Here is a 23,990-nt window from a genome sequence, read left to right as displayed (position 1 = left end):
AAGGTGAGTAAAATATGACAATTCAATGGTTTCCTGGCCACATGGCCAAGGCCAGAAGACAAGTAACTGAAAAGCTAAAATTGATTGATATTGTATACGAACTGGTTGATGCACGCATTCCGCAATCATCGCGAAATCCAATGATTGATGAGATTATTGTGAACAAGCCGAGAATCGTATTGCTGAATAAAGTGGACAAAGCTGATCCGCGCGTTACTCAGCAGTGGCTAGATTATTACAAAGCACAAGGTATTTATGCCTTAGCTATTGACGCACAAGCAGGTAAAGGAATGAAACAAATTGTTTCGTCTTCCAAAGAACTTCTTCAAGAGAAGTTTGACCGTATGCGCGCAAAAGGAGTCAAAAAACCCCGCGCTATTCGAGCGATGATTGTAGGGATTCCTAACGTTGGTAAATCAACGCTGATTAATCGCCTTGCCAGTAAAAAAATCGCCAAGACCGGAGATCGTCCAGGTGTGACGCAAGCACAGCAGTGGATTAAGGTAGGAAATGAGCTGGAGCTACTTGATACGCCAGGTATTTTGTGGCCTAAGTTTGAAGATGAAACAGTTGGATATAAGCTTGCGACAACGGGTGCTATTAAAGATACCATTTTAAATATGCAAGATGTTGCTGTTTATGCGCTGCGCTTCTTAACTAGCCATTACCCAGAACAATTAAAGCAGCGTTATGATTTAAATGAAATCCCTGAAGACATTGTAGAGCTTTTTGATGCAATTGGGTCGCGCCGCGGTTGTTTAATGGGTGGCGGCATGGTGGATTACGATAAAACGGCTGAGCTTGTTCTTCGAGAAATTCGAACGGATAAAATTGGCACCTTTACATTTGATGATCCAAGTGAAGCTGAACAGCAGCTGTAAGCAATACATTGCGAACTGAAACAAAAAACGCCTCTGCCTTTTTAGCATGAGGCGTTTTTTATGTAAAAGTGCCGCATGAAAATGTTGATATAAAGAAGGTGGAGCTAATGAAAAAGAGTATTAAGGAAATAAAAGAAGAACTAAAGCAAGTGAGAAGCCCGGAAGATGCTTTATTTAAGGCATATGCGCAAGATGAGCGTAAAGGTGTGCAGCAGATTATTATTCAAAAACAGAGGCAATTTGAAGCCGCTGAGGGCTTGAAGAAACAGTTTGATGAAATGATGGCATATGAAAACGAATTATACAATCAAGGAGCAACCTATATTGCCGGAGTAGATGAAGTAGGAAGAGGACCGTTAGCAGGACCGGTAGTAGCTGCTGCTGTTATTTTGCCGCCGGATTTTTTTCTCCCTGGTTTGACGGATTCAAAGAAGTTATCAGAAGCAAAGCGAGAAGCGTTTTATGAAGAAATTTGTAAAAGCGCTGTCGCTATCGGTATAGGTATTATAGACGCAGAGGTCATTGATTCTATTAATATTTATGAAGCAACAAAAAAGGCAATGACTGAAGCAATTGAACTTCTAGCTGTCCAGCCTGATGAACTGCTTATTGATGCGATGAAGCTGCCGGTGCCTATTTCGCAGCAGTCAATCATCAAAGGCGATGCTACAAGCATTTCCATTGCTGCAAGTTCTGTTATTGCAAAAGTGACGCGAGATCGAATGATGAAAGAACTTGGTGAACGCTATCCTGCATACGGATTCGAAAAACATATGGGATATGGAACAAAACAACATTTAGAAGCAATCGAACAATATGGAATTTTGCCAGAACACCGCCGATCTTTTGCACCAATAAAAAACCAAGTAAACTAGAACATGATACCCAAGCATATCTCTGCTTCTTAGCGCATGTTTCACATGCGGGATTTTAGGCTCAAAAAGGATATAGCTTATTTAAGTGGAGATATTGCAGAGGGTGAAGTTCGTAAATTATTTTCTTCTCAGTTCGCTTCAGTTGTGAAGGTTGATTTACATGATCAACCGTACGTTTAACGTCCGCAGAGTCTCATTGACCTCATAAGGTATGGTTAAGTACTATCTCCATAAAAATATCAATTTTCTTATTATTTCAATATTTTTCACTAGAATAGTAGACAATTAGACAATTATTTTTATACAATGAAAGCGCAGTCTATTTTGTGCAGTATAGTTTTGTGGTTGATTATGTTAGGAGGATGGGAAATGAATATCCATGAGTATCAAGGAAAAGAACTACTCAGAAAATATGGGGTTGCAGTACCAAACGGTCGAGTAGCTTTTACTGTTGAAGAAGCAGTTGAAGCAGCAAAGGAATTAGGTTCACAAGTATCAGTGGTGAAAGCACAAATCCATGCTGGTGGACGCGGTAAAGCGGGCGGTGTCAAAGTAGCAAAAAACTTAGATGAAGTTCGTACATATGCACAAGATATTTTAGGAAAGACCCTCGTAACACACCAAACAGGCCCTGAAGGAAAAGAAGTTAAGCGCTTGTTAGTTGAAGAGGGATGCGATATTAAGAAAGAATACTACATCGGTTTAGTTCTTGATCGTGCAACATCTCAAGTTGTATTGATGGGTTCTGAAGAAGGTGGAACTGAAATTGAAGAAGTGGCGGAAAAAACGCCTGAAAAAATCTTTAAAGAATATGTGGATCCTGCGATTGGTTTACAAGCATTCCAAGCTCGCAGACTTGCATTTAATATTAATATTCCAAAAGAACTAGTTGGAAAAGCAGTTAAGTTCATGACAGGTTTATATACAGTATTTGTTGAAAAAGACTGCTCAATTGCAGAGATTAATCCTCTAGTTGTAACAGGTGACGGAGACGTTATGGCATTGGATGCGAAGTTAAACTTTGATTCAAATGCGCTGTATCGTCAAAAAGATATTCTTGAATATCGTGACCTTGAAGAGGAAGATGCTAAAGAAATTGAAGCATCTAAATACGACTTAAGCTACATTTCACTAGATGGTAATATCGGTTGTATGGTAAACGGTGCAGGTTTAGCAATGGCAACGATGGATATTATTAAACATTACGGAGGCGACCCTGCTAACTTCCTGGATGTTGGGGGCGGCGCAACTGCTGAAAAAGTAACAGAAGCATTCAAAATTATTTTATCTGACCAAAATGTAAAAGGTATTTTCGTTAATATTTTCGGCGGGATTATGAAATGTGATGTTATTGCAACAGGTGTTGTTGAAGCAACGAAACAAGTTGGATTAAGCCTTCCATTAGTTGTTCGCTTAGAAGGAACAAACGTTGAACTTGGAAAAGAAATTTTACAAAAATCAGGCTTAAATATCACAGCTGCTGAATCTATGGCAGACGGCGCACAAAAAATCGTTTCACTAGTGAAATAGAAAGGCTGGGGGATAGGAATGAGCGTATTTATTAATCAAGATACAAAAGTAATTGTACAAGGAATTACAGGCGGAGTTGGCCTTTTTCATACACAGCAAATGTTAGAATATGGAACGAAAATTGTTGGTGGCGTAACACCAGGTAAAGGCGGCTTAGAAGTAGAAGGTGTTCCGGTATTTAATACGGTTGCCGAGGCAAAAGAAAAAACAGGCGCAACGGCTTCTGTTGTATATGTTCCGCCAGCATTCGCAGCTGACTCCATTATTGAAGCAGTTGACGCAGATTTAGATTTAGTTATTTGTATTACGGAAGGTATTCCAGTATTAGATATGGTAAAAGTAAAGCGTTATATGGAAGGAAAACGTACGCGCCTTGTGGGACCTAACTGCCCAGGTGTTATTACACCGGAAGAATGTAAAATTGGAATTATGCCAGGGTACATTCACAAAAAAGGTCATGTAGGTGTAGTTTCACGTTCTGGTACATTAACATATGAAGCTGTTCATCAACTTTCTGAAGCTGGCATTGGCCAATCAACAGCTGTTGGTATCGGTGGTGACCCAGTGAACGGCACGAACTTTATCGATGTATTAAAAGCGTTTAATGAAGATGAAGATACGTATGCAGTAATTATGATTGGTGAAATCGGCGGTACGGCAGAAGAAGAAGCGGCAGAATGGGTAAAAGCAAACATGACAAAACCTGTGGTTGGCTTCATTGGCGGTCAAACAGCACCTCCAGGAAAACGTATGGGCCATGCTGGTGCTATTATTTCAGGTGGTAAAGGGACAGCATCTGAAAAAATTAAAACAATGAATGAGTGCGGTATCCAAGTAGCTGAAACACCATCTGTTATGGGAGAAACACTTATTAAAGTGTTAAAAGAACAAGGCATTTACGAGCAGTGTAAGACTCATTAATAGAAGACATATAGCCTCCTTTGACTGGGGGCTATTTTGTCCATTTAAAAAGGAGATTGTAGAATGTCTGATTTACGGGAAAAATTAATTCATTTAGCACATTGTCCATCTGTTAATTGGAAACAAATTTTTACGCTACTTCAACAGAATTCTTCATTACAAAATCTCTACGAGTACTCTCCATCACAGCTTCAAAAACTATTGACTCTCTCGATTGAACGTGCTAATCAAATAAAAAAAGATTTGCAAACTATTCCAATACGAGATATTCTAGATAAATATGACGCTGAGAATATTCAATGTGTCACCATCCTAGATGATGAATATCCTGAACTTTTGCGCCATATTTATGATCCGCCTTGGGTATTATTTGCAAGAGGAAAGATTTCTCTCCTACATGCTACGGCAAGCTTAAGCGTTGTAGGAACAAGGAATCCCACTTCATATGGAACTGCAGCTCTGACTCATATTGTTAAGCCGATGCTGCATGAAGAATTTGTCGTTGTAAGTGGACTGGCCTTAGGGATTGACCAGGCTGCTCATGAACTGGCTATCGCTGAAAAAGCTAAAACGATTGCAGTTTTAGGCGGAGGGTTTTATAATATTTACCCAAGAGGAAACCAAAATTTAGCAAGAGAAATTGCGCAGCATCATTTGCTGCTTTCTGAATATGCCCCGTTTATGAAGCCGACAAAATGGTTTTTCCCTCGCAGAAACAGAATCATTAGCGGATTAACAGGAGGCACGTTGGTGGTGCAAGCAAAAGAAAGAAGTGGATCTTTTATTACCGCCGACCAGGCGCTTCAGCAAGGAAGAGAAGTATTTGCCATACCGGGTTCTATTTTTGAAGAAACATCATGTGGAACGAATAAGTTAATCCAATTAGGGGCAAAACTTGTGCAAAGCGCTGCTGATATTACAGATGAAATGATGTATATAAGATGAATGTTTCAAAGTAGTCATATTCTTGCATGGTATGAAATACTAGTGAGATACGTAGTAAAATCGTATGACTTATCTTTTGGACATTTGACAAACAAGAACCAAATATTTAATAATAATGAAGATTTTATTCTACCTCTTGAGGAGGAACAAATAGATGTCTGACTACCTAGTAATTGTAGAATCGCCTGCAAAGGCTAAAACAATTGAACGTTATTTAGGAAAGAAATATAAAGTAAAAGCATCGATGGGACATGTTCGCGATTTACCTAAAAGTCAAATGGGAATTGATATTGAACAGGATTACAATCCGAAATATATTACAATTCGCGGGAAAGGCCCGGTTTTAAAAGAACTAAAAACAGCGGCTAAAAAAGCAAAGAAGATTTACCTAGCAGCCGATCCAGACCGTGAAGGAGAAGCGATTGCATGGCACTTGGCGCACAGTTTGGATGTAGACATTGCATCGGACTGCCGCGTAGTATTTAATGAGATTACAAAAGAAGCGATTAAAGAATCTTTTAAACATCCACGAGCAATTAATATGGATTTAGTAGATGCTCAACAAGCACGCCGTATTCTTGACAGGCTGGTTGGCTACAACATCAGTCCATTGCTGTGGAAAAAAGTGAAAAAAGGATTAAGTGCCGGAAGGGTTCAATCAATTGCAGTGCGGTTAATTATTGATCGTGAAAAAGAAATTGCAAAGTTTATCCCAGAAGAATACTGGACGGTAAAAGCAACTTTTCAAAAAGGGAACGACCAATTTGAAGGCCAGTTGATCGAATATCAAGGAAAAAAAGTAGAGCTATCGAATGAAAATGATGTAACCAACATTGTTAAACAATTAGATGGAAATGAATTTTCAATTTCTAAAGTAACAAAACGTGAGCGAAAGCGTAATGCGGCTCCTTCTTTTACCACGTCTTCATTACAGCAAGAGGCAGCGCGGAAACTGAACTTCCGAGCGAAAAAAACAATGATGATTGCGCAGCAATTATATGAAGGAATTGATTTAGGAAAAGAAGGCACAGTAGGTCTTATCACGTATATGCGTACCGATTCTACTCGTATTTCAGAAACAGCTCAAACGGAAGCTAGAGATTACATTACGAATGCATACGGAAATCAGTTTGTGGCAACGGAAAAGCGTAAAGAAAAGAAAAATTCGAACGCGCAAGATGCCCACGAAGCGATTCGTCCAACTTCAGCTCTTCGTAAACCAGGAGAGGTAAAAGAGTTCTTATCGCGTGATCAGTATCGACTGTATAAGCTAGTATGGGAGCGCTTCGTTGCTAGTCAAATGGCACCTGCAATTATGGATACAATGGCTGTAGATTTGAAAAATGGAGACGTAACATTTAGAGCAAACGGCTCCAAAGTTAAATTTCCAGGCTTTATGAAAGTGTATGTTGAAGGCAATGATGATCAAGTGGAGGAAAAAGAAAATCTTCTTCCAGACTTAGAAGAAGGAGAAGTAGCTTATTCTAAAGACATCGATGAAAAGCAGCACTTCACACAGCCGCCGCCAAGATATACTGAAGCTCGTTTAGTCAAGACATTAGAAGAGCTAGGCATTGGCCGACCGTCTACATATGCTCCAACACTTGATACGATTCAAAAGCGCGGGTACGTAGCGCTCGATAACAAGCGTTTTGTTCCAACAGAACTTGGAGAAATTGTACTAGAGCTTGTATTGGAGTTTTTCCCGGAAATTTTAGATGTAGAGTTTACAGCTAAAATGGAAAACGATTTGGATGAAGTGGAAGATGGTAATGTTCAATGGGTGCGTGTTATTGACGAATTTTACAGTGATTTTGAAAAACGCTTAGAACATGCTGAAAAAGAAATGCGCGAAGTGGAGATTAAAGATGAACCTGCCGGAGAAGATTGCGGAGAATGCGGTTCACCTATGGTATACAAAATGGGACGCTACGGAAAATTTATGGCATGCTCTAATTTCCCTGACTGCCGCAACACAAAGCCAATTGTAAAAGAGATTGGCGTAAAGTGTCCGAAATGTGAAGAAGGAAATATCGTTGAGCGAAAATCGAAGAAAAAGCGTACATTTTATGGCTGTGATCGATTCCCGGGCTGTGACTTCGTATCTTGGGATAAGCCGATTGCAAGAAAATGTCCGAAATGTGAAAACCTGCTTGTGGAGAAGAAACAGAAAAAAGGAACTCAAGTCGTCTGTACAAGTTGTGATTATAAAGAGGAAGCTCAGCAGTAAAAGAGAATGGGATGAATTCCCACACTTTAAATTTAAAAATAGCAGTTATATAAGATGCGGCGACATTGCTTCATGTGCTAAAATGGAAACGTTATTAGCGACATTGAGTAATGTCGCATTTTCTTTGTCCCGTTAAAAAAGGAACAGACAAGTGAATGAATAAGGAAAATGATAGAAAAGATAGAAATGAAGTTGGAGGATTTACAATGAATGAACAAGTAATTAATGTTATCGGAGCAGGTCTTGCTGGAAGTGAAGCAGCTTGGCAAATCGCAAAGCGCGGTTTGAAAGTCCGCCTTTATGAGATGAGACCAGTGAAGCAAACACCTGCTCATCATACGGACAAATTTGCTGAATTAGTATGTAGTAATTCACTGCGTGCGAATACATTAACAAATGCAGTGGGTGTTTTAAAAGAAGAAATGCGATTATTAGACTCTGTAATTATTCGTTCAGCAGACGAATGTGCGGTTCCAGCAGGTGGAGCACTGGCTGTTGATCGTCACGAATTTGCCGCTCGTGTGACGGAAAGCGTTAAAAACCATCCGAACGTAACGGTTGTTAACGAAGAGATTACGGAAATTCCACAAGGACCAACTGTTATTGCAACAGGTCCGTTAACGTCAAAAGATTTATCGGAACAGCTGCGCGCGTTAACAAGTGAAGATTATTTATATTTTTACGATGCGGCTGCACCTATTATTGAAAAAGACAGCATTGATATGGATAAAGTATATCTGAAATCTCGCTATGACAAAGGGGAAGCTGCCTATTTAAACTGTCCGATGACAAAAGAAGAATTCCAGCGTTTTCATGAAGCATTAATCAATGCAGAGACGGTTCCTTTAAAAGAATTTGAGAAAGAAATTTATTTTGAAGGATGTATGCCAATTGAAGTAATGGCTTCACGCGGAGAAAAAACAATGCTCTTTGGACCAATGAAACCAGTTGGGTTAGAAGATCCGAAAACAGGAAAGCGACCTTATGCAGTTGTTCAGCTTCGTCAAGATGATGCAGCAGGTACACTATATAATATCGTAGGTTTCCAAACACATTTAAAATGGGGAGCACAAAAAGAAGTATTGAGCTTAATCCCAGGTTTAGAAAATGCAGAAGTAGTACGCTATGGAGTTATGCATAGAAATACGTTTATTAATTCTCCTAAATTGTTAAAGCCTACGTATCAATATCGTGAGCGTGATGACTTATTCTTTGCTGGACAAATGACGGGAGTAGAAGGATATGTAGAATCAGCGGCGAGCGGACTAATGGCAGGAATGAACGCGGCTCGACTTGTACTTGGTGAAGAATTAGTTGTATTGCCGCAGGAAACAGCGATTGGCAGTATGGCTCACTATATCACACATACAAACGCAAAAAATTTCCAGCCGATGAATGCCAACTTTGGCTTATTCAAAGAATTGGAAGTGCGAATCAAAAACAAACAAGAACGAAATGAAACGCTTGCTAAACGAGCATTGGAAACTATTCAGAATTTTACAACAAAATAATCAAAATTGTTTGCAAGGGCTACTTAATTGTGATAATATTTAGTAGCCCTTGTGAGGTGATAACATTGGAATTTGTTAAAGATGTATTAAATTCCTTTCTAGAATATTTACAAATTGAGAAAAATTATTCAAAATATACAGTTGACTGCTATGAAAAAGACATAGTTATCTTTATGTCTTTTATGCAGGAAGAGCAAATACAAAACCTACAAAGTGTTACATATGCTGATGCAAGGCTGTTTTTAACACGCCTATATGAAAAGCAGTATTCAAAAAGATCGATGTCACGCAAAATTTCTTGTTTGAGAACGTTTTATCGTTACTTAAATAGAGAAGAATTAGTAGAAGATAATCCATTTGCGCTCGTTACCCTTCCTAAAAAGGAGGAGCGAAATCCTCGCTTCCTGTATGAAGAGGAGATTGTGAAATTATTTCAAATGAATGACTTAACAACTCCGTTAGGGCAGCGTAATCAGTCTCTATTAGAATTGCTGTATGCCACCGGAATACGAGTGAGTGAATGTGCATCTATTAAGCTTAGCGATATAGATTTTTCACTTCAAACTTTGCTCGTATATGGCAAAGGGAAAAAACAACGGTACGTGCCATTTGGCTGTTATGCCAAGGACGCTCTTAGAGTATATATAGATAATGGAAGAAAGCTTCTTTTAAAAAAGGCTCCTTCTGATACTCATTCGCTCTTTTTAAATTACAAGGGGACACCGTTGACAGACCGAGGCATACGCTTAGTCATTGATCAGTTAGTAAAGAAGACCGCTGAGAATATACATATTAGTCCACACGTTTTGCGGCATACTTTTGCGACTCATATGTTAAATGAAGGGGCAGATTTACGTACAGTTCAAGAAATGCTAGGTCATGAACATTTATCAACCACTCAAATATACACACATGTGACGAAGGATCGTTTAAAGGCAGTTTATATGAATCACCATCCTCGCGCATAAAAGGAGGAGTTAATTTGTCTACTTTCCATGCTACTACGATTTTTGCGGTTCAGCATAACGGTCAATGTGCCATGTCTGGGGACGGACAAGTAACGTTCGGTAATGCTGTTGTGATGAAACATACTGCTCGAAAAGTAAGACGTCTATTTCAAGGGCAAGTTCTTGCCGGCTTTGCAGGTTCAGTAGCTGATGCATTCACTCTTTTTGAATTATTTGAAACGAAGCTTGAAGAGTATAACGGAAATCTTCAGCGTGCAGCCGTTGAGCTTGCTAAACAATGGAGAAGTGACAAAGTATTGCGAAAGTTAGAAGCAATGCTTATTGTTATGAACAAAGATAACTTGCTGTTAGTATCAGGAACAGGTGAAGTTATTGAACCGGACGACGGCATTTTAGCAATTGGATCAGGCGGAAATTATGCTTTATCAGCGGGACGTGCATTAAAACAACATGCAGGCGAACATTTAACAGCTAAAGAAATTGCAAAAGCAGCTTTAGATGTAGCAAGTGAGATATGTGTTTATACAAATGATCATATTATTGTAGAAGAACTGTAGGAAAGGGGATTTTTTTATGAATTCTCATTTAACACCTCGACAAATTGTAGAAAAGCTCGATCAGTATATTATTGGTCAAACGAAGGCAAAGAAAGCGGTCGCTGTTGCGCTGCGAAATCGCTATCGACGCGGTCTGCTAGACGAATCTTTACGTGATGAAGTTGTGCCGAAAAACATTTTAATGATTGGTCCTACAGGTGTGGGTAAAACCGAGATTGCACGCCGCTTAGCTAAGCTTGTCGGTGCACCTTTTATTAAGGTTGAGGCAACAAAATTTACGGAAGTTGGATATGTAGGACGCGATGTAGAATCAATGGTTCGTGATTTAGTGGAAACGTCAGTTCGACTTGTGAAAGAAGAAAAAATGAACGGCGTGCGTGATCGCGCAGAAGAAAATGCAAACAAGCGGATAGTAGAGCTTCTTGTTCCAAGCAAAAAGAAGCAGCAATCGTTTAAAAATCCGTTTGAAATGATTTTTTCAAACGGTACACAGTCAAGCGATGCGGATCCTGATCAAGACGAGGAAACGAATATTGCAACGAAGCGCAAGCAGATTGCTCATCAACTTGCTTTAGGAGAGCTTGAAAATCATTATGTCACAATTGAAGTAGAAGAGCAACAGCCTTCTATGTTTGATATGTTACAAGGTTCGGGTATGGAACAAATGGGCATGAACATGCAGGATGCCTTAAGCAATTTTATGCCTAAAAAACAAAAAAAGCGCAAGCTTACTGTTAAAGATGCACGAAAAGTATTAACAAATGAAGAAGCGCAAAAATTGATTGATATGGATGAAGTTACGCAAGAAGCTGTGAATCGTGCAGAACAATACGGAATTATTTTTATTGACGAAATTGATAAAATTGCTCAGAAAAGTGGTAATTCATCTTCCGCTGATGTTTCACGTGAAGGCGTGCAGCGAGATATTTTACCAATTGTAGAAGGGTCAACGATTGTTACAAAATATGGCGCAGTCAAAACTGATCATGTTTTATTTGTAGCAGCCGGTGCTTTCCATGTATCAAAACCGTCGGATTTAATTCCAGAATTGCAGGGGCGATTCCCAATTCGCGTTGAATTAACGAAGCTAACCGTTGAAGATTTTATAAACATTTTAGTAGAGCCAGATAATGCGTTATTAAAGCAATATGCGGCATTATTGGAAACTGAAGGTATACAAATTGAATTTTCTGACGATGCTATACGTAAGATTGCAGAAATTGCATATCAGGTAAATCAAGATACAGATAATATTGGTGCAAGAAGGCTTCATACGATTTTAGAACGTTTGCTAGAGGATTTATCGTTTGAAGCACCGGAAGTAACATTAGAGAAAATTGTGATTACTCCGCAGTACGTGGAAGAAAAATTAGAAAAAATCGCTAAAAACAAAGATTTGAGTCAATTTATTTTATAGAACTGAAATCGCAGGAGGAAGAGTACTAATGGATTTATTAGGGAAAACTAGAAAGATTAATGCAATGCTACAAAAAGCAGCTGGTAAACCAGTAAACTTTAAAGAAATGGCTGAAACACTTTGCGAAGTGATCGAATCAAACGTATTCGTAGTAAGCCGTCGCGGTAAATTATTAGGAATCGCTGTTAAGCAGCAAATTGAGAATGCGCGTATGAAAGATATGTTAGAAGCACGCCAGTTTCCAGAAGAATATACTCAAAGCCTATTTAACATTCAAGAAACATCTTCTAACTTAAACATTGAAAGTCAATATACAGCTTTTCCAGTTGAAAATAAAGACTTATTTGATGCAGGACTAACAACAATCGTTCCAATTATCGGAGGCGGAGAGCGTCTAGGTACGCTTGTACTATCTCGTTTAGACCGTCAGTTCGAAGACGATGATTTAATCCTTGCTGAATACGGTGCAACGGTAGTAGGTATGGAAATTCTTCGTGAAAAAGCAGAAGAGATTGAAGAAGAAGCGCGTAGCAAAGCTGTTGTACAAATGGCAATTAGCTCATTATCATACAGTGAGTTAGAAGCTATTGAGCATATCTTTGAAGAGTTAAATGGAAATGAAGGACTATTAGTCGCAAGTAAAATTGCTGACCGCGTTGGAATTACACGTTCAGTAATCGTAAATGCGCTACGTAAATTAGAAAGTGCTGGCGTTATCGAATCACGTTCTTTAGGAATGAAAGGAACTTACATTAAAGTTCTTAACAACAAATTCTTAGTAGAGCTTGAAAAATTAAAATCTAACTAAGTTTATGAACCAAAAAGCACACGGGCTTTGCCCGTGTGCTTTTTTTATATGCTCTCAGTACGAAAAGATTCGCTCTGGGTTAAGACGATTCGTTCACTATTTTTATAAATCTTTAACAAACTTCATATAAAAATCTAAAAATTATATTATAGAATCTTTAAATAGTAAAAAGATACTAGTTGATTACAAATCGTTACTTTTATTACATATTGTTCAGGACTTATGGTATATATTTTGATTTTAAATTGAAAAAATAGAGCTAAAGTACAACATTGATGTTAAAATATGCTTGGAAATCGAATGAAAATTTTGGTTTATAGTCCAAAAGTTCTTAAAAAAGCATAGACATTGCATGAAGTTTTTCTTACAATAAGTTCTATGGTACTAAAGTCGAAATTTGTCTCATTTTTGAGAAAAATAGAATAGATAAGCAGGTGTAAGAATTGAGTTTGTTTTCAACTACTTTTCAAACAATTGAAAATGGAATTAGCTACGCGTCCCAAAAGCAGCAGACGATTGCACAAAATATCGCCAACGTTGATACTCCAAATTATAAATCGAAAACAGTATCGCGTACGAGTGAATTTCGAGATTTATTACATAACGAGTTAGAAGCATATCAGACTGATTCAAAACATATCCCATTTTCCGGTTCATCCCAGCGAGTGATTACCCAGCAACGAAACACTTCCTATCAAGCAAACGGAAACAATGTGGATATGGATAAAGAGATGGCGGATATGGCTGAAAACCAAATTTACTATGAGGCGCTAGTAGATCGTTTAAATGGAAAATTTAATTCTCTTCAAACAGTCATTAGAGGAGGTAAATAAGTTTGACTATTTTTCAAAATATGAATATTACATCTTCAGCTTTAACTGCTAATCGTTTAAGGATGGACGTTGTTTCATCTAACATGGCGAATGCTGAAACGACAAGAGGGACGTACGTTAATGGTGAGTGGCAGCCTTACAAAAGAAAAATGGTTGTCATGCAGTCTGATCGTTCGCCTTCTTTTTCGTCCCTCTTACACTCCGAAATCAATAAAAGTCAAAACAATGGTGTAAAAGTCACAGATATCGCAGAAGATAATACTCCTTTTAATTTAGTGTATAACCCGACGCATCCAGATGCGAATGACCAAGGGTACGTGCAGATGCCGAACGTAGATCCTTTAAAGGAAATGACGGATTTAATTAGTGCTACTCGATCTTATGAAGCAAACGTGACGGTCTTTAATACAAACAAAAGTATATTAACAAAGACGTTAGAAATTGGGAAATAAAGGAGCGATAAAATGATTAATGGTATCAGCAATCAAATAGCAATGGCAAAAACAGCAGCTTCTACTAGCACTGGACAAACAACTCAACAGTTTTCAACGTTTTTAAAAGACTCAATCAATGAGTTAAACAATACTCAACGCGCTTCGGATATAGCGACTGAAAAGCTTGCTAAAGGAGAAAACGTCGAACTCCAAGATGTAATGATTACTGCTCAAAAAGCAAGTATTACGATGCAAACGGCTCTTGAAATACGCAATAAAGCTGTTGAAGCCTATCAGGAAATGATGAGAATGCAAATGTAATTGAGCGGTTATTAAACAAAATGAAAATAGTAATAACCGGAGGAATACCATGAATGAAAGAATAGCTCTTTATCGAGATAAGATGAAAGTCTTTTGGAATAACCGCAAAAAAGGACAGAAAATAGCCCTTATCGCTGCTCCTCTTGCGGCTATTCTAGTCATTAGTTTAGCATCTGTTTTTTTAAACAAGGATAAATTTGTCCCTCTTTATAGCAATCTATCGGCTCAGGAAACAGGACAAATCAAAGCAGAGCTTGATGCTAGAAGCGTTCCTTCAGAAATCTCTGATAACGGAACAACCATTTCGGTGCCTGAACAAAGCGTTGACTCGCTAAAAGTTGATTTAGCTGCACAAGGAATTCCTGATAGCGGAAGTATCGACTATTCATTTTTTGGGAAAAATGCGAGCTTTGGTATGACAGATAATGAATTTGATGTGTTAAAACTCGATGCGATGCAAACTGAATTGGCTAATTTAATGAAAAACATTCAAGGAGTCAACGATGCAAAAGTGATGATTACCCTTCCCAATGAAAGCGTATGGGCGAATGAAAAGCAGGGAGAAGCATCAGCATCGATTGTGCTTAATACAAAGGCTGGTTATAAATTTGATGATCAGCAAATTAAATCTCTTTATCATTTAGTATCCAAAAGTGTGCCAAACCTTCCTACAGATAATATCGTCATCATGAACCAATATTTTGAGTACTTTGATTTAAAAGGTAACGAAACGAATTCAGCTTCTAGCTCATTTGCTTCGCAGAACGAAGCGAAAAAAGAAGTTGAGAGAGATATTCAGCGTCAAGTACAGCAAATGCTAGGAAGACTGGTCGGTCAAGACAAAGTAATGGTCTCTGTTACAGCAGATCTTGATTTTACACAGGAAAATCGCGAAGAAAAGCTAGTAGAGCCTGTTGATAAAGATAATATGCAAGGAATTGCCGTTAGCGCTGAAAAAATTAATGAAACATTTTCTGGTAAAAATGCTCAAGATGGAGGCGTTGCTGGAACAGGAGAAGAAGATACAACAAATTACTCATCTAGTACAACAAGTGGAGACGGAGACTACGAAAAAAACGAAGAACGAATTAATTATGAAGTGAACCGAATTCATAAAGAAATCGTCGAAAGTCCATACAAAATTCAAGACCTTGGCATTCAAGTAATGATAGATCCGTCCAATGCAAAAGGGAAATCACAGGTTTCCGATACGCTTGAGTCAGATGTTCAAAAAATGTTAGGTACAATTGTCCGTACTTCTATTTCAAAAGATGCAAATACGAAAGCTCTCTCGGATAACGCGGTCAGCGATAAGATTACCGTTTCCGTTCAGCCGTTTAATGGACAAGAAACAGCTGACAACACAGCAAGTTCAATTCCATTGTGGATGTATATAATCGGAGGTGCACTGCTGCTTATTATTGTTGTTCTTATTGTGCTGTTGGTTAGGAAAAGACGTCAAGACTTAGATGAAGAGGAATATGATGAAGAGTATGATGAAACTTTTGAAGCATATGAAGCGGCACAAAAAGCCCCTGTTTTAAATGCTGAACAGCAAACAAAAAGCAATCTTGAAACGTTAGCGAAGCAAGACCCGGAAGAGTTTGCAAAACTGCTGCGAACATGGATTAGTGAGGATTAGGAGGAAAGCTAATGGTAAAGGCTATGCAAAAAAATGAGTTAACTGGAAAGCAAAAAGCAGCAATTTTGTTAATTTCTCTCGGTCCTGATGTATCAGCTTCTATCTATAAACATCTCAGTGAAGATGAAATTGAGCAACTAACGCTTGAAATTTCTTCAGTGAGAAAAATAGAGCCGTCTCTAAAAGAAGCTGTTCTTCATGAGTTTGAACAAATAACGCTTGCTCAAAACTACCTTGAAAAAGGAGGAGTAAGCTATGCGAAACAGGTGTTAGAAAAAGCACTTGGACCAGAGCAGGCTATGATGATTATCAATCGATTAACTTCTTCTTTGCAAGTTCGTCCGTTTGACTTTGCCAGAAAAGCTGATCCTATGCAGCTGTTAAATTTCATTCAGCATGAGCATCCTCAGACGATTGCCCTTATTTTATCTTACTTAGAGCCGCCGCAGGCAGGACAAATCTTATCATCACTGCCTCAGGAAAGGCAAGCGGATATTGCAAGACGGATTGCAACGATGGGAAGTACGTCTCCGGAAGTCATTAATGAAGTAGAGCAAATTTTAGAGAGAAAGCTTTCTGCTACTGTTACCCAAGACTATACCCAAACAGGTGGTTTAGAAGCAGTAGTTGAAGTATTAAATGGAGTAGACCGAGCAACTGAAAAAATTATTATTGATACGCTTGAAATTCAAGATCCGGCATTAGCAGAAGAAATCAAACAGCGAATGTTTGTATTTGAGGATATCGTAACGCTCGATAACCGTTCTATTCAGCGTGTGATACGAGATGTAGAAAATGATGATTTATTGTTGAGCTTAAAAGTAGCAAGTGAAGAAGTGAAATCTATTATTTTTAAAAATATGTCTAGCCGTATGGTGGAAACGTTTAAAGAAGAAATGGAATTTATGGGTCCTGTGCGTTTGAAAGATGTAGAGGAAGCTCAGTCACGTATCGTTGCTGGAATTAGACGTTTAGAAGATGCTGGTGAAATTGTACTAGCTCGAGGTGGAGGAGACGATATTATTGTCTAATATCATTAAATCAACTTATACAAATAAACTTTCAGACGAAAATGCAAAGCATATTCAAGTTATTCCATTTGGTTTTCCGATACAAGATGAGCCCACAGAAGAACATCTTCAGCAAGAAAACGCACAGCACGTTATTGAACAAGCGCACAGTGAAGCTGAAATAATAAAGGCCGAGGCAGACGCTTACCGAAAACAAGCTCAAAACGAAATTGAACGTTTGAAAAAGCAGTGGGAAGAAGAGAAGGTGCTGCTGTTTCAACAAGAACAAAAGCGGGGCTATGAAGAAGGATACGAAGAAGGGCTGCTTCAAGGAAAACAAGAGTATGAGCATGTATTAGCCATGTCGCGAAACATTGTTGACGAAACAAAGAATCAGTACTACGAATATATAAATCAATCTGAAGAAGTCATCTTTGAATTAGGTTTCACCCTAGCTGAAACGATTTTAAATGAGCAGCTTCAAAGAGATGAATCATTTTTACCACTTGTTGCAAGGTCTTTAAAAGAAGTTAGAGAACATAAAGAAATCCAGCTTTTTGTTTCCCCGAAAAAATATGCATATGTATGTGAACATAAACGAGAACTGTTCGATTTATTAAACGGAGAAACCGGGCTATTTATTTATGCGGATGAAAATCTTCAGGAAATGGATTGTGTCATCGATTCCTCTTATGGGCGTCTTGTTGCGTCTTTTGATAGCCAGTTAACGGAAATGAAGAAAAAATTAAAAGAACGTTTGTTAGAGGAGAGTAAAAATGAAAGTCGCACAACTCATTCATGAAATCCCGCGCACATCTTCTTTTAAACGGTACGGGAAAGTCAGCCGAGTAGTAGGAATGATGATTGAATCTAAAGGACCTAGAACGTCAATAGGAGATGTTTGCTTTATTCATCTTAGTGAACGAGGAGATAAAATTCGTGCAGAAGTTGTTGGTTTTAACGGTGAGCACGTCGTTTTAATGCCTTATACGTCTGTTCGATATATCGGACCTGGCTGCCTAGTGGAAACGACAGAAAAACCTCTGCAGGTAAGCGTGGGGAAAGAGTTAATAGGTCAAGTGCTTGATTCGTTAGGGAACCCTTTAGACGGGTCTGAACTTTCTCAATATTTGCCGTTTGTTTTAACCGATCAAGACCCCCCTAATCCCTTAGAGCGTCCGCCTATTGAACAGCCGATTGAAGTAGGGGTACGAACAATTGATAGTTTGCTAACAGTAGGTCAAGGGCAGCGCATAGGTATTTTTGCAGGAAGCGGTGTTGGTAAAAGTACGCTGCTCGGGATGATTGCACGCAATACAAAAGCAGATATCAATGTCATTGCCCTTGTAGGCGAGCGAGGAAGAGAAGTTAGAGAGTTTATTGAACGAGATCTTGGAGAGGAAGGGTTAAAGCGCTCCGTTGTAGTAGTTGCTACCTCGGATCAGCCTGCTCTGCTTCGAATGAAAGCAGCATATACAGCTACTTCTATTGCTGAATACTTTCGAGATGAGGGGATGAGCGTCATGATGATGATGGATTCTGTTACCCGTGTAGCAATGGCTCAAAGAGAAATTGGATTAGCCGTAGGTGAACCTCCGACTACCAAAGGTTATACACCATCTGTTTTTGCTAGCTTGCCAAGGCTGCTTGAACGTACAGGAACTAATCAGCATGGATCTATTACTGCTTTTTACACTGTATTAGTAGACGGTGATGATATGAACGAACCTATTTCGGATACGGTGCGAGGCATTATAGACGGACATATTGTACTAGACCGGGAGCTGGCCAATAAAGGTCAATATCCCGCCATCAATGTCTTAAAAAGCGTTAGTCGCGTGATGAACCATATCGTAAGTGAACGGCATAAAGAAGCAGCTGAAAAACTGCGTTCATTAATGGCTACCTATGCTAATTCTGAAGACTTAATCAACATAGGTGCCTACAAAAGAGGATCTTCTGCTTACATTGATGAGGCCATCCACTATCATCCCGTCATTGATGCATTTTTAAAGCAAAAAACGAACGAACATCCATCATTTGAAACAAGTGTAACAAAGCTCTGTGAACTGTTTGTGAAAGGTGAGTAAATATGGCATATGAATTTAGGTTATCTAAAATAATGGCAATCAAGTCAAATGAAAAGGATGAACTGCTATCTCAATATAATCAATCTCTGCAGCAGTTTGAAACAGCGGGTGAAAAGCTTTATAAAAAGCTAAAAGAAAAAGAAACGCTGATTGAACAGCATACGGGCAAAATGAAGCAAGGGCTTTCTATTTTAGAAATTACATCGTTTCAGCAGTTTTTAACAAGTGCCGAACGAGTGATTGAGAGGCTGCAACAAGAGGTCATGTTTGCAAGACAGCAAATGAACTTAAAGAAACTGAAGCTAGAAGAAAAGAACATAGAAGTAAAGAAGTATGAAAAGTTAAAAAAGAGAGACTACGATTCTTATATAACCGCGGAAAAACAGTTAGAAGCGAAGCAAATGGATGAGCTGTCGCTACAGCAGTATATGCTGCATAGGAATTAGGTGGAAAACATGGCTAATCAAAAAGAGTTAAGAGAAGAGTACGAAGAAGAAAAGTCTTACAGTAAAAGCCAAGTGTTTTTATTTTTAATCTTTATTCCAGCAGTGTTCTTCATCTTGGCAGCTTACATTGTCCTGACACTTTTAGGCGTCAATGTAAATGATAAAGTTTCGGCTATTACACACGCCATTCCATTTGTATCAAGTGAACAGTCGCAAAAAAATGAAAATATTCAAGAAAGCAATGAAGAGATACAAAAGCAGGTTGAAAGCCTTCAAAAGAAGCTGAGCACAAAAGAAAAGCAAATCGCAGTTTACGAGAAAACGATCACTACAAAAGACCGTCAAATGGATGAACTAAAAATTGAAATGCGCGATATGGAAGAAAAAGCCGACGATGAAGCGAAAAAACAAAAGAACAGTCAGCTGGCAAAAAAAGATGTCATTGCTACCTATGAAAACATGTCTCCTAAAAATGCAGCGCTCATCTTTGCCGAATTAAAAGAAGACAAAGCGGTCGCGATGCTTAAGCAGTTCAAAGCGAGTACAAGAACGGCAATCTTAGAAAAAATGGATCCGAAAGTAGCTGCACGCTATACGACATTGTTAACAGATCAGATTGATGAATAAAAGCAGAGGTGAAAACAGTGGAAATTTCACTACGTCCAGCAGCTGCATCAAAGGTAAACTGCGATGAAAAAGCAGCTGCTAGTCAGACTCAGGTTTTTTTTGAAGAAATTGTTCAGCAGCTTAAGCAGCTAGATGTGCAGCCTTTAGCGCGCGGGGAGAAATCATCGGATGAACAAGCGATAGATCGAGACGTCTTCAAGGCGGTCGGGTTAATGGCGATTCAGTTAAGCGAAGCAGAAGATGAAGAAGATGAATCGTCTGTCTTGTACAAACATCTAGCAGAGATGATCGGTAGTATTCCAAGTAATCTAGATTTGGAACAGCCGCTTCTAAAGCTGCAGCACGCGTTAACAGACATGCAGCGGGCACCTGTTTCATTTGAAACAGACAGTCAAGAACAATATTTGTCTTCTATTTCTACCTTGTTAACCATTTGTAAAAATACATCATCTGCGTTTCAAACAGAATTCGCTCAGCTGATGGAAGAACTACAAAAACCGCAGCTGCAGTCAGTGAAGCTTTCGGATTCGCAGCTTCAAGGCTTGCAGAAAGCTGCTGCTGAAAAAATAGAGAAAATTCATAAACAACCACGTGTATTAACCGATACCTTACATGAAAAGCGCTCTGCTGGTTTCTTCGCCGTTGTCCATGCGGCTCCAACAAGTTCTGTAAGAGATATGGACGCTGTTCATAAAGAGGAAAAAGTGCCACTTTTGAATCAGCTTTCTTGGAAAAGAGATGTGGTTTTACGTAACGAAAGTATGAATAGGAATAGTTCAAAAAAGGATAGTGAAATTTCTTTCACTGCTAACACGGCCGGGGCGACGTTAGAAAATAATCCATCATCTTTTAAATCTAAAGAAGTATCTAAGGTCCAAGAATTTTCTATTGATCTAGGGCAAGTAAAATCTGATCATCAACAGTCTGACAATCTGTTAAATGAGCTGCAAAAAATATGGAGTAAAGCTTCGCTCAGTGCTGAAGAGGGAACATCCAAGCTTTCCATTAAATTGTTTCCAAAGCAGCTAGGGACGATTTCAATTGAAGTCCTTCAACAAGACAATGAAACAATTGCGCAGGTTGTGGTATCGTCAGCGAAAATAAAAGAGCTATTAGACACCAACCTTTTGACTTTACGGCGAGTTTTAAATTCTCAGCATGTATCCGTTGATGAAGTCGATGTGGCCGCTGTTGGAGCAGCTCCAGAAAGTTCTATAACAGATATGAACGCTTTTGGTAAAGAAGAAAAAGGGTCGCAGTTTTCTATTGATTTAAGGCAAGCAAAATCAGACTATCAGCAGTCTAGGGATTTGGTGAATAATCTGGAAAAAATATGGAGTGAAGCTTCCATCAGTATTGAAGAAGGAGCATCCAAGCTTTCCATTAAGTTGTTTCCAAAGCAGCTAGGGACGATTTCAATTGAAGTGTTTCAACAAGACAATGAAACGGTTGCACAAGTAGCTGTATCATCAGCGAAAACAAAAGAGCTGTTAAATGCCAACCTTTTTAGATTAAGACAAGCTCTCACGTCTCAGCATGTATCGGTTGAACAAGTGGGTTCGGTGGGCGTTCAAGCAGCTCCAAAAAGTTCAGTAACAGATATGACTGCTTTTGGTAAAGAAGAAAAAGAGCTGCAGTTTTCTATGGATTTAGGGAAAGCGAAATCAGATTATGAACAGTCTAACGATCTGGTAAACGAGCTGGAAAAAATATGGAGTAAAGCTTCGATTGGTTCTAAAGAAGGAGTATCCAAGCTTTCCATTCAGCTATTTCCAAAGCAGCTAGAGAAAATATCAATTGAAGTGCTTCAACAAGACGATGAAACGATTGCGCAGATTGTAGTATCGTCAGCAAAAACAAAAGAGCTGTTAGATGCCAATCTTTTCAGATTACGGCAGGCTCTTGGGTTTCAGCATGTATCGGTTGTACAAGTGGATATGGACGCTGTTCATACAGCTTCAGAAAGTTCTGTGAAAAATATGAATGCTTTTCCTAAAGAAGAAAAAGTACCGTTTTTGAATCAGCTTTCATGGAAAAAAGATGTGGTTGTACCCAGCGGAAGTGTAGATACCAATAGCTTTTTAAAAAATAGCGAAAGTCCGGCAGGTACATACACAACCGGGGCGACAGTAGAGAATCAGCCATCATCCTTTGGAAGTGGAGAAATGCCTAAGCTTCAGCAGTTCTCTATTTATCTAGGGCAAGCAAAATCTGACTATCAGCAGTCTAGCAATTTGGTAAACGAGCTGCAAAAAATATGGAGTAAAGCTTCGTTTAGTACCGAAGAGGGAACATCTAAGCTTCTCATTAAGTTATTTCCAAAACAGCTAGGTGCGATTTCAATTGAAATGCTTCAGAAAGACAGCGAAACGGTTGCGCGAATTGTCGTATCGTCAGTAAAAACAAAAGAGTTATTGGACTCCAATCTTTCAACTTTGCGGCACGGTCTCGCGTCTCAGCATGTATCAATTGATAAAATCGATGTGCTACTGTCGGAACAAGCGGTGTCGTATAACAATGAAAATGATCAGCAAAAAGAAAGACAGGAAAAAGAAGCGTTTAAAAAAGAAGAAGAAGATCAAGATTCACAACAATTGGAAGAATCGGCTTCCTTTCTATCTTCTTTTGAATCAGCGCTCATTAACTACAACGTATAGGTGATAACAATGACAAATGAAATTACGTCTGACTTGTATTTAAGCAATAGGAACACACAAGTGAAGCAAACGGGAAACAGCTCGCTTGGCAAAGATGACTTTTTGAAGCTTTTGATTGCTCAGCTTCAAAATCAAGATCCAATGAATCCAATGGAAGACAAAGACTTTATTGCTCAAATGGCTCAGTTTTCATCTCTTGAACAAATGACAAATATGAGCACATCGCTCAATACGTTTGTAACGCAGTCTCAGGCTTCTCCTATTTTAAAAGGAAGCGAATTAATTGGTAAAACGGCTGCATGGTTAGATGAAGAAGGAAATAAAAAGCAAGGAGTCATTTCAACAGCATCCGTCAAAAACAATGAGGTATCGTTTACGATCAACGATGAAAATCATACGGTACTTTCGCTAAACGATATCTTAGAAATAAGCAGTTAACCAACCAAATTTAAGGAGTGATTTTATGTTACGTTCGATGTATTCAGGAATCAGCGGCATGAAAAATTTTCAAACCAAATTAGATGTCCTAGGAAATAACATTGCCAATGTTAATACATACGGCTATAAAAAAGGACGTACAACGTTTCAAGATTTAGTAAGTCAGCAGGTAGCAGGAGCGACGGCACCGGCGGGGAACCGTGGAGGTGTTAATGCTAAACAAGTCGGGTTAGGTTCACAGATTGGCACAATTGATACAGTTCAAACGGCGGGAAGCATTCAGTCAACGGGACGTCCGCTTGATTTAGCTATTTCTGGTGACGGCTATTTTGTTGTAAATGATGGAACATCAGACTATTACACAAGAGCGGGGAACTTCTATTTAGATAAAGATGGTTATCTAGTGACAGGTGATGGACTATTTGTACAGGCCACTAATGGGAAAATTAGGATTGATCCAACTACGGCTAAAAGCTATAGCATTGGGTCAAACGGAACCGTTAATATTGTTGGGCTAAATGGAAACATGCTTCCGAATCCTCAAACTATCAAACTTGCAAAGTTTGCTAACAATGAAGGACTTCAAAAAGCAGGAGGAAATTTGTTCACTAATACTCCAAATGCAGGATTGGTTACAACTCCTGCAAACATTACTCCTGGAAACAGCGGTACAGGAACATTAATTTCAAGCGCCCTTGAAATGTCCAACGTTGATTTATCGGAAGAATTCACGGATATGATTGTTGCACAGCGCGGATTTCAAGCGAACACAAGAATTATTACAACATCCGATGAAATACTGCAAGAGCTAGTGAATCTAAAACGATAGGCGGGAGGAAGGAGTAGGTA

23 protein-coding genes are annotated in these 23,990 nt (G+C 38.9%); all 23 read left to right on the top strand.

Annotated elements, in window-relative coordinates:
* Window positions 1-14 precede the first annotated feature (14 nt).
* The 23 genes from ylqF (at window position 15) to flgG (ending at window position 23,970) form a co-directional block, all read left to right on the top strand.
* Window positions 15-881: a ribosome biogenesis GTPase YlqF gene (gene ylqF, locus ACFX40_RS08635; RefSeq protein ID WP_028410801.1), complete on the top strand. Its 867-nt coding sequence runs from the start codon at window positions 15-17 to the stop codon at window positions 879-881.
* Window positions 882-988: 107 nt separating this feature from the next.
* Entirely contained in the window at window positions 989-1,756 is a 768-nt protein-coding gene (locus ACFX40_RS08630; RefSeq protein WP_098249227.1) for a ribonuclease HII, read from the top strand.
* A gap of 369 nt (window positions 1,757-2,125) precedes the next feature.
* A complete protein-coding gene (sucC, locus tag ACFX40_RS08625) occupies window positions 2,126-3,286 on the top strand; it encodes an ADP-forming succinate--CoA ligase subunit beta (protein WP_013058890.1) in 1,161 nt (386 codons plus the stop codon).
* An 18-nt stretch (window positions 3,287-3,304) separates the two neighbouring features.
* Window positions 3,305-4,207, top strand: coding sequence for a succinate--CoA ligase subunit alpha (sucD, locus tag ACFX40_RS08620; protein ID WP_013058889.1), 903 nt, complete (start codon window positions 3,305-3,307; stop codon window positions 4,205-4,207).
* A gap of 63 nt (window positions 4,208-4,270) precedes the next feature.
* Window positions 4,271-5,152, top strand: coding sequence for a DNA-processing protein DprA (dprA, locus tag ACFX40_RS08615; protein ID WP_043976470.1), 882 nt, complete (start codon window positions 4,271-4,273; stop codon window positions 5,150-5,152).
* A 154-nt stretch (window positions 5,153-5,306) separates the two neighbouring features.
* The gene (gene topA, locus ACFX40_RS08610) at window positions 5,307-7,382 is read left to right on the top strand and encodes a type I DNA topoisomerase (protein WP_028410804.1); all 2,076 of its coding nucleotides are present in this window, start codon (window positions 5,307-5,309) and stop codon (window positions 7,380-7,382) included.
* 206 nt (window positions 7,383-7,588) lie between these two features.
* Window positions 7,589-8,893 (top strand): FADH(2)-oxidizing methylenetetrahydrofolate--tRNA-(uracil(54)-C(5))-methyltransferase TrmFO, encoded by a 1,305-nt coding sequence (gene trmFO, locus ACFX40_RS08605; RefSeq protein ID WP_028410805.1) that lies wholly within the window; start codon window positions 7,589-7,591, stop codon window positions 8,891-8,893.
* A 65-nt stretch (window positions 8,894-8,958) separates the two neighbouring features.
* Window positions 8,959-9,861 carry a tyrosine recombinase XerC gene (gene xerC / locus ACFX40_RS08600; RefSeq protein WP_028410806.1) on the top strand — a complete coding sequence of 301 codons (903 nt, stop codon included), beginning with the start codon at window positions 8,959-8,961 and terminating at the stop codon, window positions 9,859-9,861.
* A gap of 14 nt (window positions 9,862-9,875) precedes the next feature.
* The gene (gene hslV, locus ACFX40_RS08595; protein ID WP_013058884.1) at window positions 9,876-10,418 is read left to right on the top strand and encodes an ATP-dependent protease subunit HslV; all 543 of its coding nucleotides are present in this window, start codon (window positions 9,876-9,878) and stop codon (window positions 10,416-10,418) included.
* A gap of 16 nt (window positions 10,419-10,434) precedes the next feature.
* Window positions 10,435-11,835: an ATP-dependent protease ATPase subunit HslU gene (gene hslU / locus ACFX40_RS08590; protein WP_013084801.1), complete on the top strand. Its 1,401-nt coding sequence runs from the start codon at window positions 10,435-10,437 to the stop codon at window positions 11,833-11,835.
* 28 nt (window positions 11,836-11,863) lie between these two features.
* Complete coding sequence (codY, locus tag ACFX40_RS08585) at window positions 11,864-12,643, top strand: GTP-sensing pleiotropic transcriptional regulator CodY (RefSeq protein ID WP_013058882.1); 780 nt, start codon at window positions 11,864-11,866, stop codon at window positions 12,641-12,643.
* A gap of 443 nt (window positions 12,644-13,086) precedes the next feature.
* Window positions 13,087-13,476: a flagellar basal body rod protein FlgB gene (gene flgB, locus ACFX40_RS08580; protein ID WP_028410807.1), complete on the top strand. Its 390-nt coding sequence runs from the start codon at window positions 13,087-13,089 to the stop codon at window positions 13,474-13,476.
* 2 nt (window positions 13,477-13,478) lie between these two features.
* Window positions 13,479-13,928: a flagellar basal body rod protein FlgC gene (gene flgC, locus ACFX40_RS08575; RefSeq protein ID WP_028410808.1), complete on the top strand. Its 450-nt coding sequence runs from the start codon at window positions 13,479-13,481 to the stop codon at window positions 13,926-13,928.
* A gap of 12 nt (window positions 13,929-13,940) precedes the next feature.
* Window positions 13,941-14,231 (top strand): flagellar hook-basal body complex protein FliE, encoded by a 291-nt coding sequence (fliE, locus tag ACFX40_RS08570; protein ID WP_050689647.1) that lies wholly within the window; start codon window positions 13,941-13,943, stop codon window positions 14,229-14,231.
* A gap of 49 nt (window positions 14,232-14,280) precedes the next feature.
* Window positions 14,281-15,873: a flagellar basal-body MS-ring/collar protein FliF gene (fliF, locus tag ACFX40_RS08565; protein ID WP_028410810.1), complete on the top strand. Its 1,593-nt coding sequence runs from the start codon at window positions 14,281-14,283 to the stop codon at window positions 15,871-15,873.
* An 11-nt stretch (window positions 15,874-15,884) separates the two neighbouring features.
* Window positions 15,885-16,904 (top strand): flagellar motor switch protein FliG, encoded by a 1,020-nt coding sequence (gene fliG, locus ACFX40_RS08560; protein ID WP_028410811.1) that lies wholly within the window; start codon window positions 15,885-15,887, stop codon window positions 16,902-16,904.
* Window positions 16,897-17,685: a flagellar assembly protein FliH gene (gene fliH, locus ACFX40_RS08555; protein ID WP_098331904.1), complete on the top strand. Its 789-nt coding sequence runs from the start codon at window positions 16,897-16,899 to the stop codon at window positions 17,683-17,685. Before fliG ends, fliH begins: the two co-directional genes overlap by 8 nt.
* Window positions 17,660-18,973 (top strand): flagellar protein export ATPase FliI, encoded by a 1,314-nt coding sequence (gene fliI / locus ACFX40_RS08550; protein WP_028410813.1) that lies wholly within the window; start codon window positions 17,660-17,662, stop codon window positions 18,971-18,973. Before fliH ends, fliI begins: the two co-directional genes overlap by 26 nt.
* A gap of 2 nt (window positions 18,974-18,975) precedes the next feature.
* Window positions 18,976-19,419, top strand: a complete 444-nt coding sequence (gene fliJ / locus ACFX40_RS08545) for a flagellar export protein FliJ (RefSeq protein ID WP_013058874.1) — start codon at window positions 18,976-18,978, stop codon at window positions 19,417-19,419.
* 9 nt (window positions 19,420-19,428) lie between these two features.
* Window positions 19,429-20,046: a MotE family protein gene (locus ACFX40_RS08540; RefSeq protein WP_028410814.1), complete on the top strand. Its 618-nt coding sequence runs from the start codon at window positions 19,429-19,431 to the stop codon at window positions 20,044-20,046.
* Between the two features lie 17 nt (window positions 20,047-20,063).
* Window positions 20,064-22,703, top strand: coding sequence for a flagellar hook-length control protein FliK (locus ACFX40_RS08535; RefSeq protein WP_377254782.1), 2,640 nt, complete (start codon window positions 20,064-20,066; stop codon window positions 22,701-22,703).
* Between the two features lie 9 nt (window positions 22,704-22,712).
* Window positions 22,713-23,141 (top strand): flagellar hook assembly protein FlgD, encoded by a 429-nt coding sequence (gene flgD / locus ACFX40_RS08530; protein ID WP_098333992.1) that lies wholly within the window; start codon window positions 22,713-22,715, stop codon window positions 23,139-23,141.
* A gap of 25 nt (window positions 23,142-23,166) precedes the next feature.
* Window positions 23,167-23,970 (top strand): flagellar basal body rod protein FlgG, encoded by an 804-nt coding sequence (flgG, locus tag ACFX40_RS08525; RefSeq protein WP_028410817.1) that lies wholly within the window; start codon window positions 23,167-23,169, stop codon window positions 23,968-23,970.
* Window positions 23,971-23,990: the final 20 nt, after the last annotated feature.

Source organism: Priestia sp. YIM B13552 (genome assembly GCF_042787775.1).
In the GTDB taxonomy this organism is placed as follows: Bacteria; Bacillota; Bacilli; order Bacillales; family Bacillaceae_H; genus Priestia; species Priestia megaterium_E.
The sequence above is the reverse complement of the archived record's forward strand: the minus strand, read 5'-3'. Positions and strand labels throughout refer to the sequence as shown.

Bases quoted from the DNA above. Each gene is read 5' to 3' on its own strand.
- codY (WP_013058882.1), top strand. From the start codon at position 11,864: ATGGATTTATTAGGGAAAACTAGAAAGATTAATGCAATGCTACAAAAA.
- fliJ (WP_013058874.1), top strand. From the start codon at position 18,976: ATGGCATATGAATTTAGGTTATCTAAAATAATGGCAATCAAGTCAAAT.
- ACFX40_RS08540 (WP_028410814.1), top strand. From the start codon at position 19,429: ATGGCTAATCAAAAAGAGTTAAGAGAAGAGTACGAAGAAGAAAAGTCT.
- topA (WP_028410804.1), top strand. From the start codon at position 5,307: ATGTCTGACTACCTAGTAATTGTAGAATCGCCTGCAAAGGCTAAAACA.
- flgD (WP_098333992.1), top strand. From the start codon at position 22,713: ATGACAAATGAAATTACGTCTGACTTGTATTTAAGCAATAGGAACACA.
- fliI (WP_028410813.1), top strand. From the start codon at position 17,660: ATGAAAGTCGCACAACTCATTCATGAAATCCCGCGCACATCTTCTTTT.
- dprA (WP_043976470.1), top strand. From the start codon at position 4,271: ATGTCTGATTTACGGGAAAAATTAATTCATTTAGCACATTGTCCATCT.
- fliE (WP_050689647.1), top strand. From the start codon at position 13,941: ATGATTAATGGTATCAGCAATCAAATAGCAATGGCAAAAACAGCAGCT.
- trmFO (WP_028410805.1), top strand. From the start codon at position 7,589: ATGAATGAACAAGTAATTAATGTTATCGGAGCAGGTCTTGCTGGAAGT.
- hslU (WP_013084801.1), top strand. From the start codon at position 10,435: ATGAATTCTCATTTAACACCTCGACAAATTGTAGAAAAGCTCGATCAG.
- sucC (WP_013058890.1), top strand. From the start codon at position 2,126: ATGAATATCCATGAGTATCAAGGAAAAGAACTACTCAGAAAATATGGG.
- ylqF (WP_028410801.1), top strand. From the start codon at position 15: ATGACAATTCAATGGTTTCCTGGCCACATGGCCAAGGCCAGAAGACAA.
- fliG (WP_028410811.1), top strand. From the start codon at position 15,885: ATGGTAAAGGCTATGCAAAAAAATGAGTTAACTGGAAAGCAAAAAGCA.
- fliF (WP_028410810.1), top strand. From the start codon at position 14,281: ATGAATGAAAGAATAGCTCTTTATCGAGATAAGATGAAAGTCTTTTGG.
- ACFX40_RS08630 (WP_098249227.1), top strand. From the start codon at position 989: ATGAAAAAGAGTATTAAGGAAATAAAAGAAGAACTAAAGCAAGTGAGA.
- flgG (WP_028410817.1), top strand. From the start codon at position 23,167: ATGTTACGTTCGATGTATTCAGGAATCAGCGGCATGAAAAATTTTCAA.
- sucD (WP_013058889.1), top strand. From the start codon at position 3,305: ATGAGCGTATTTATTAATCAAGATACAAAAGTAATTGTACAAGGAATT.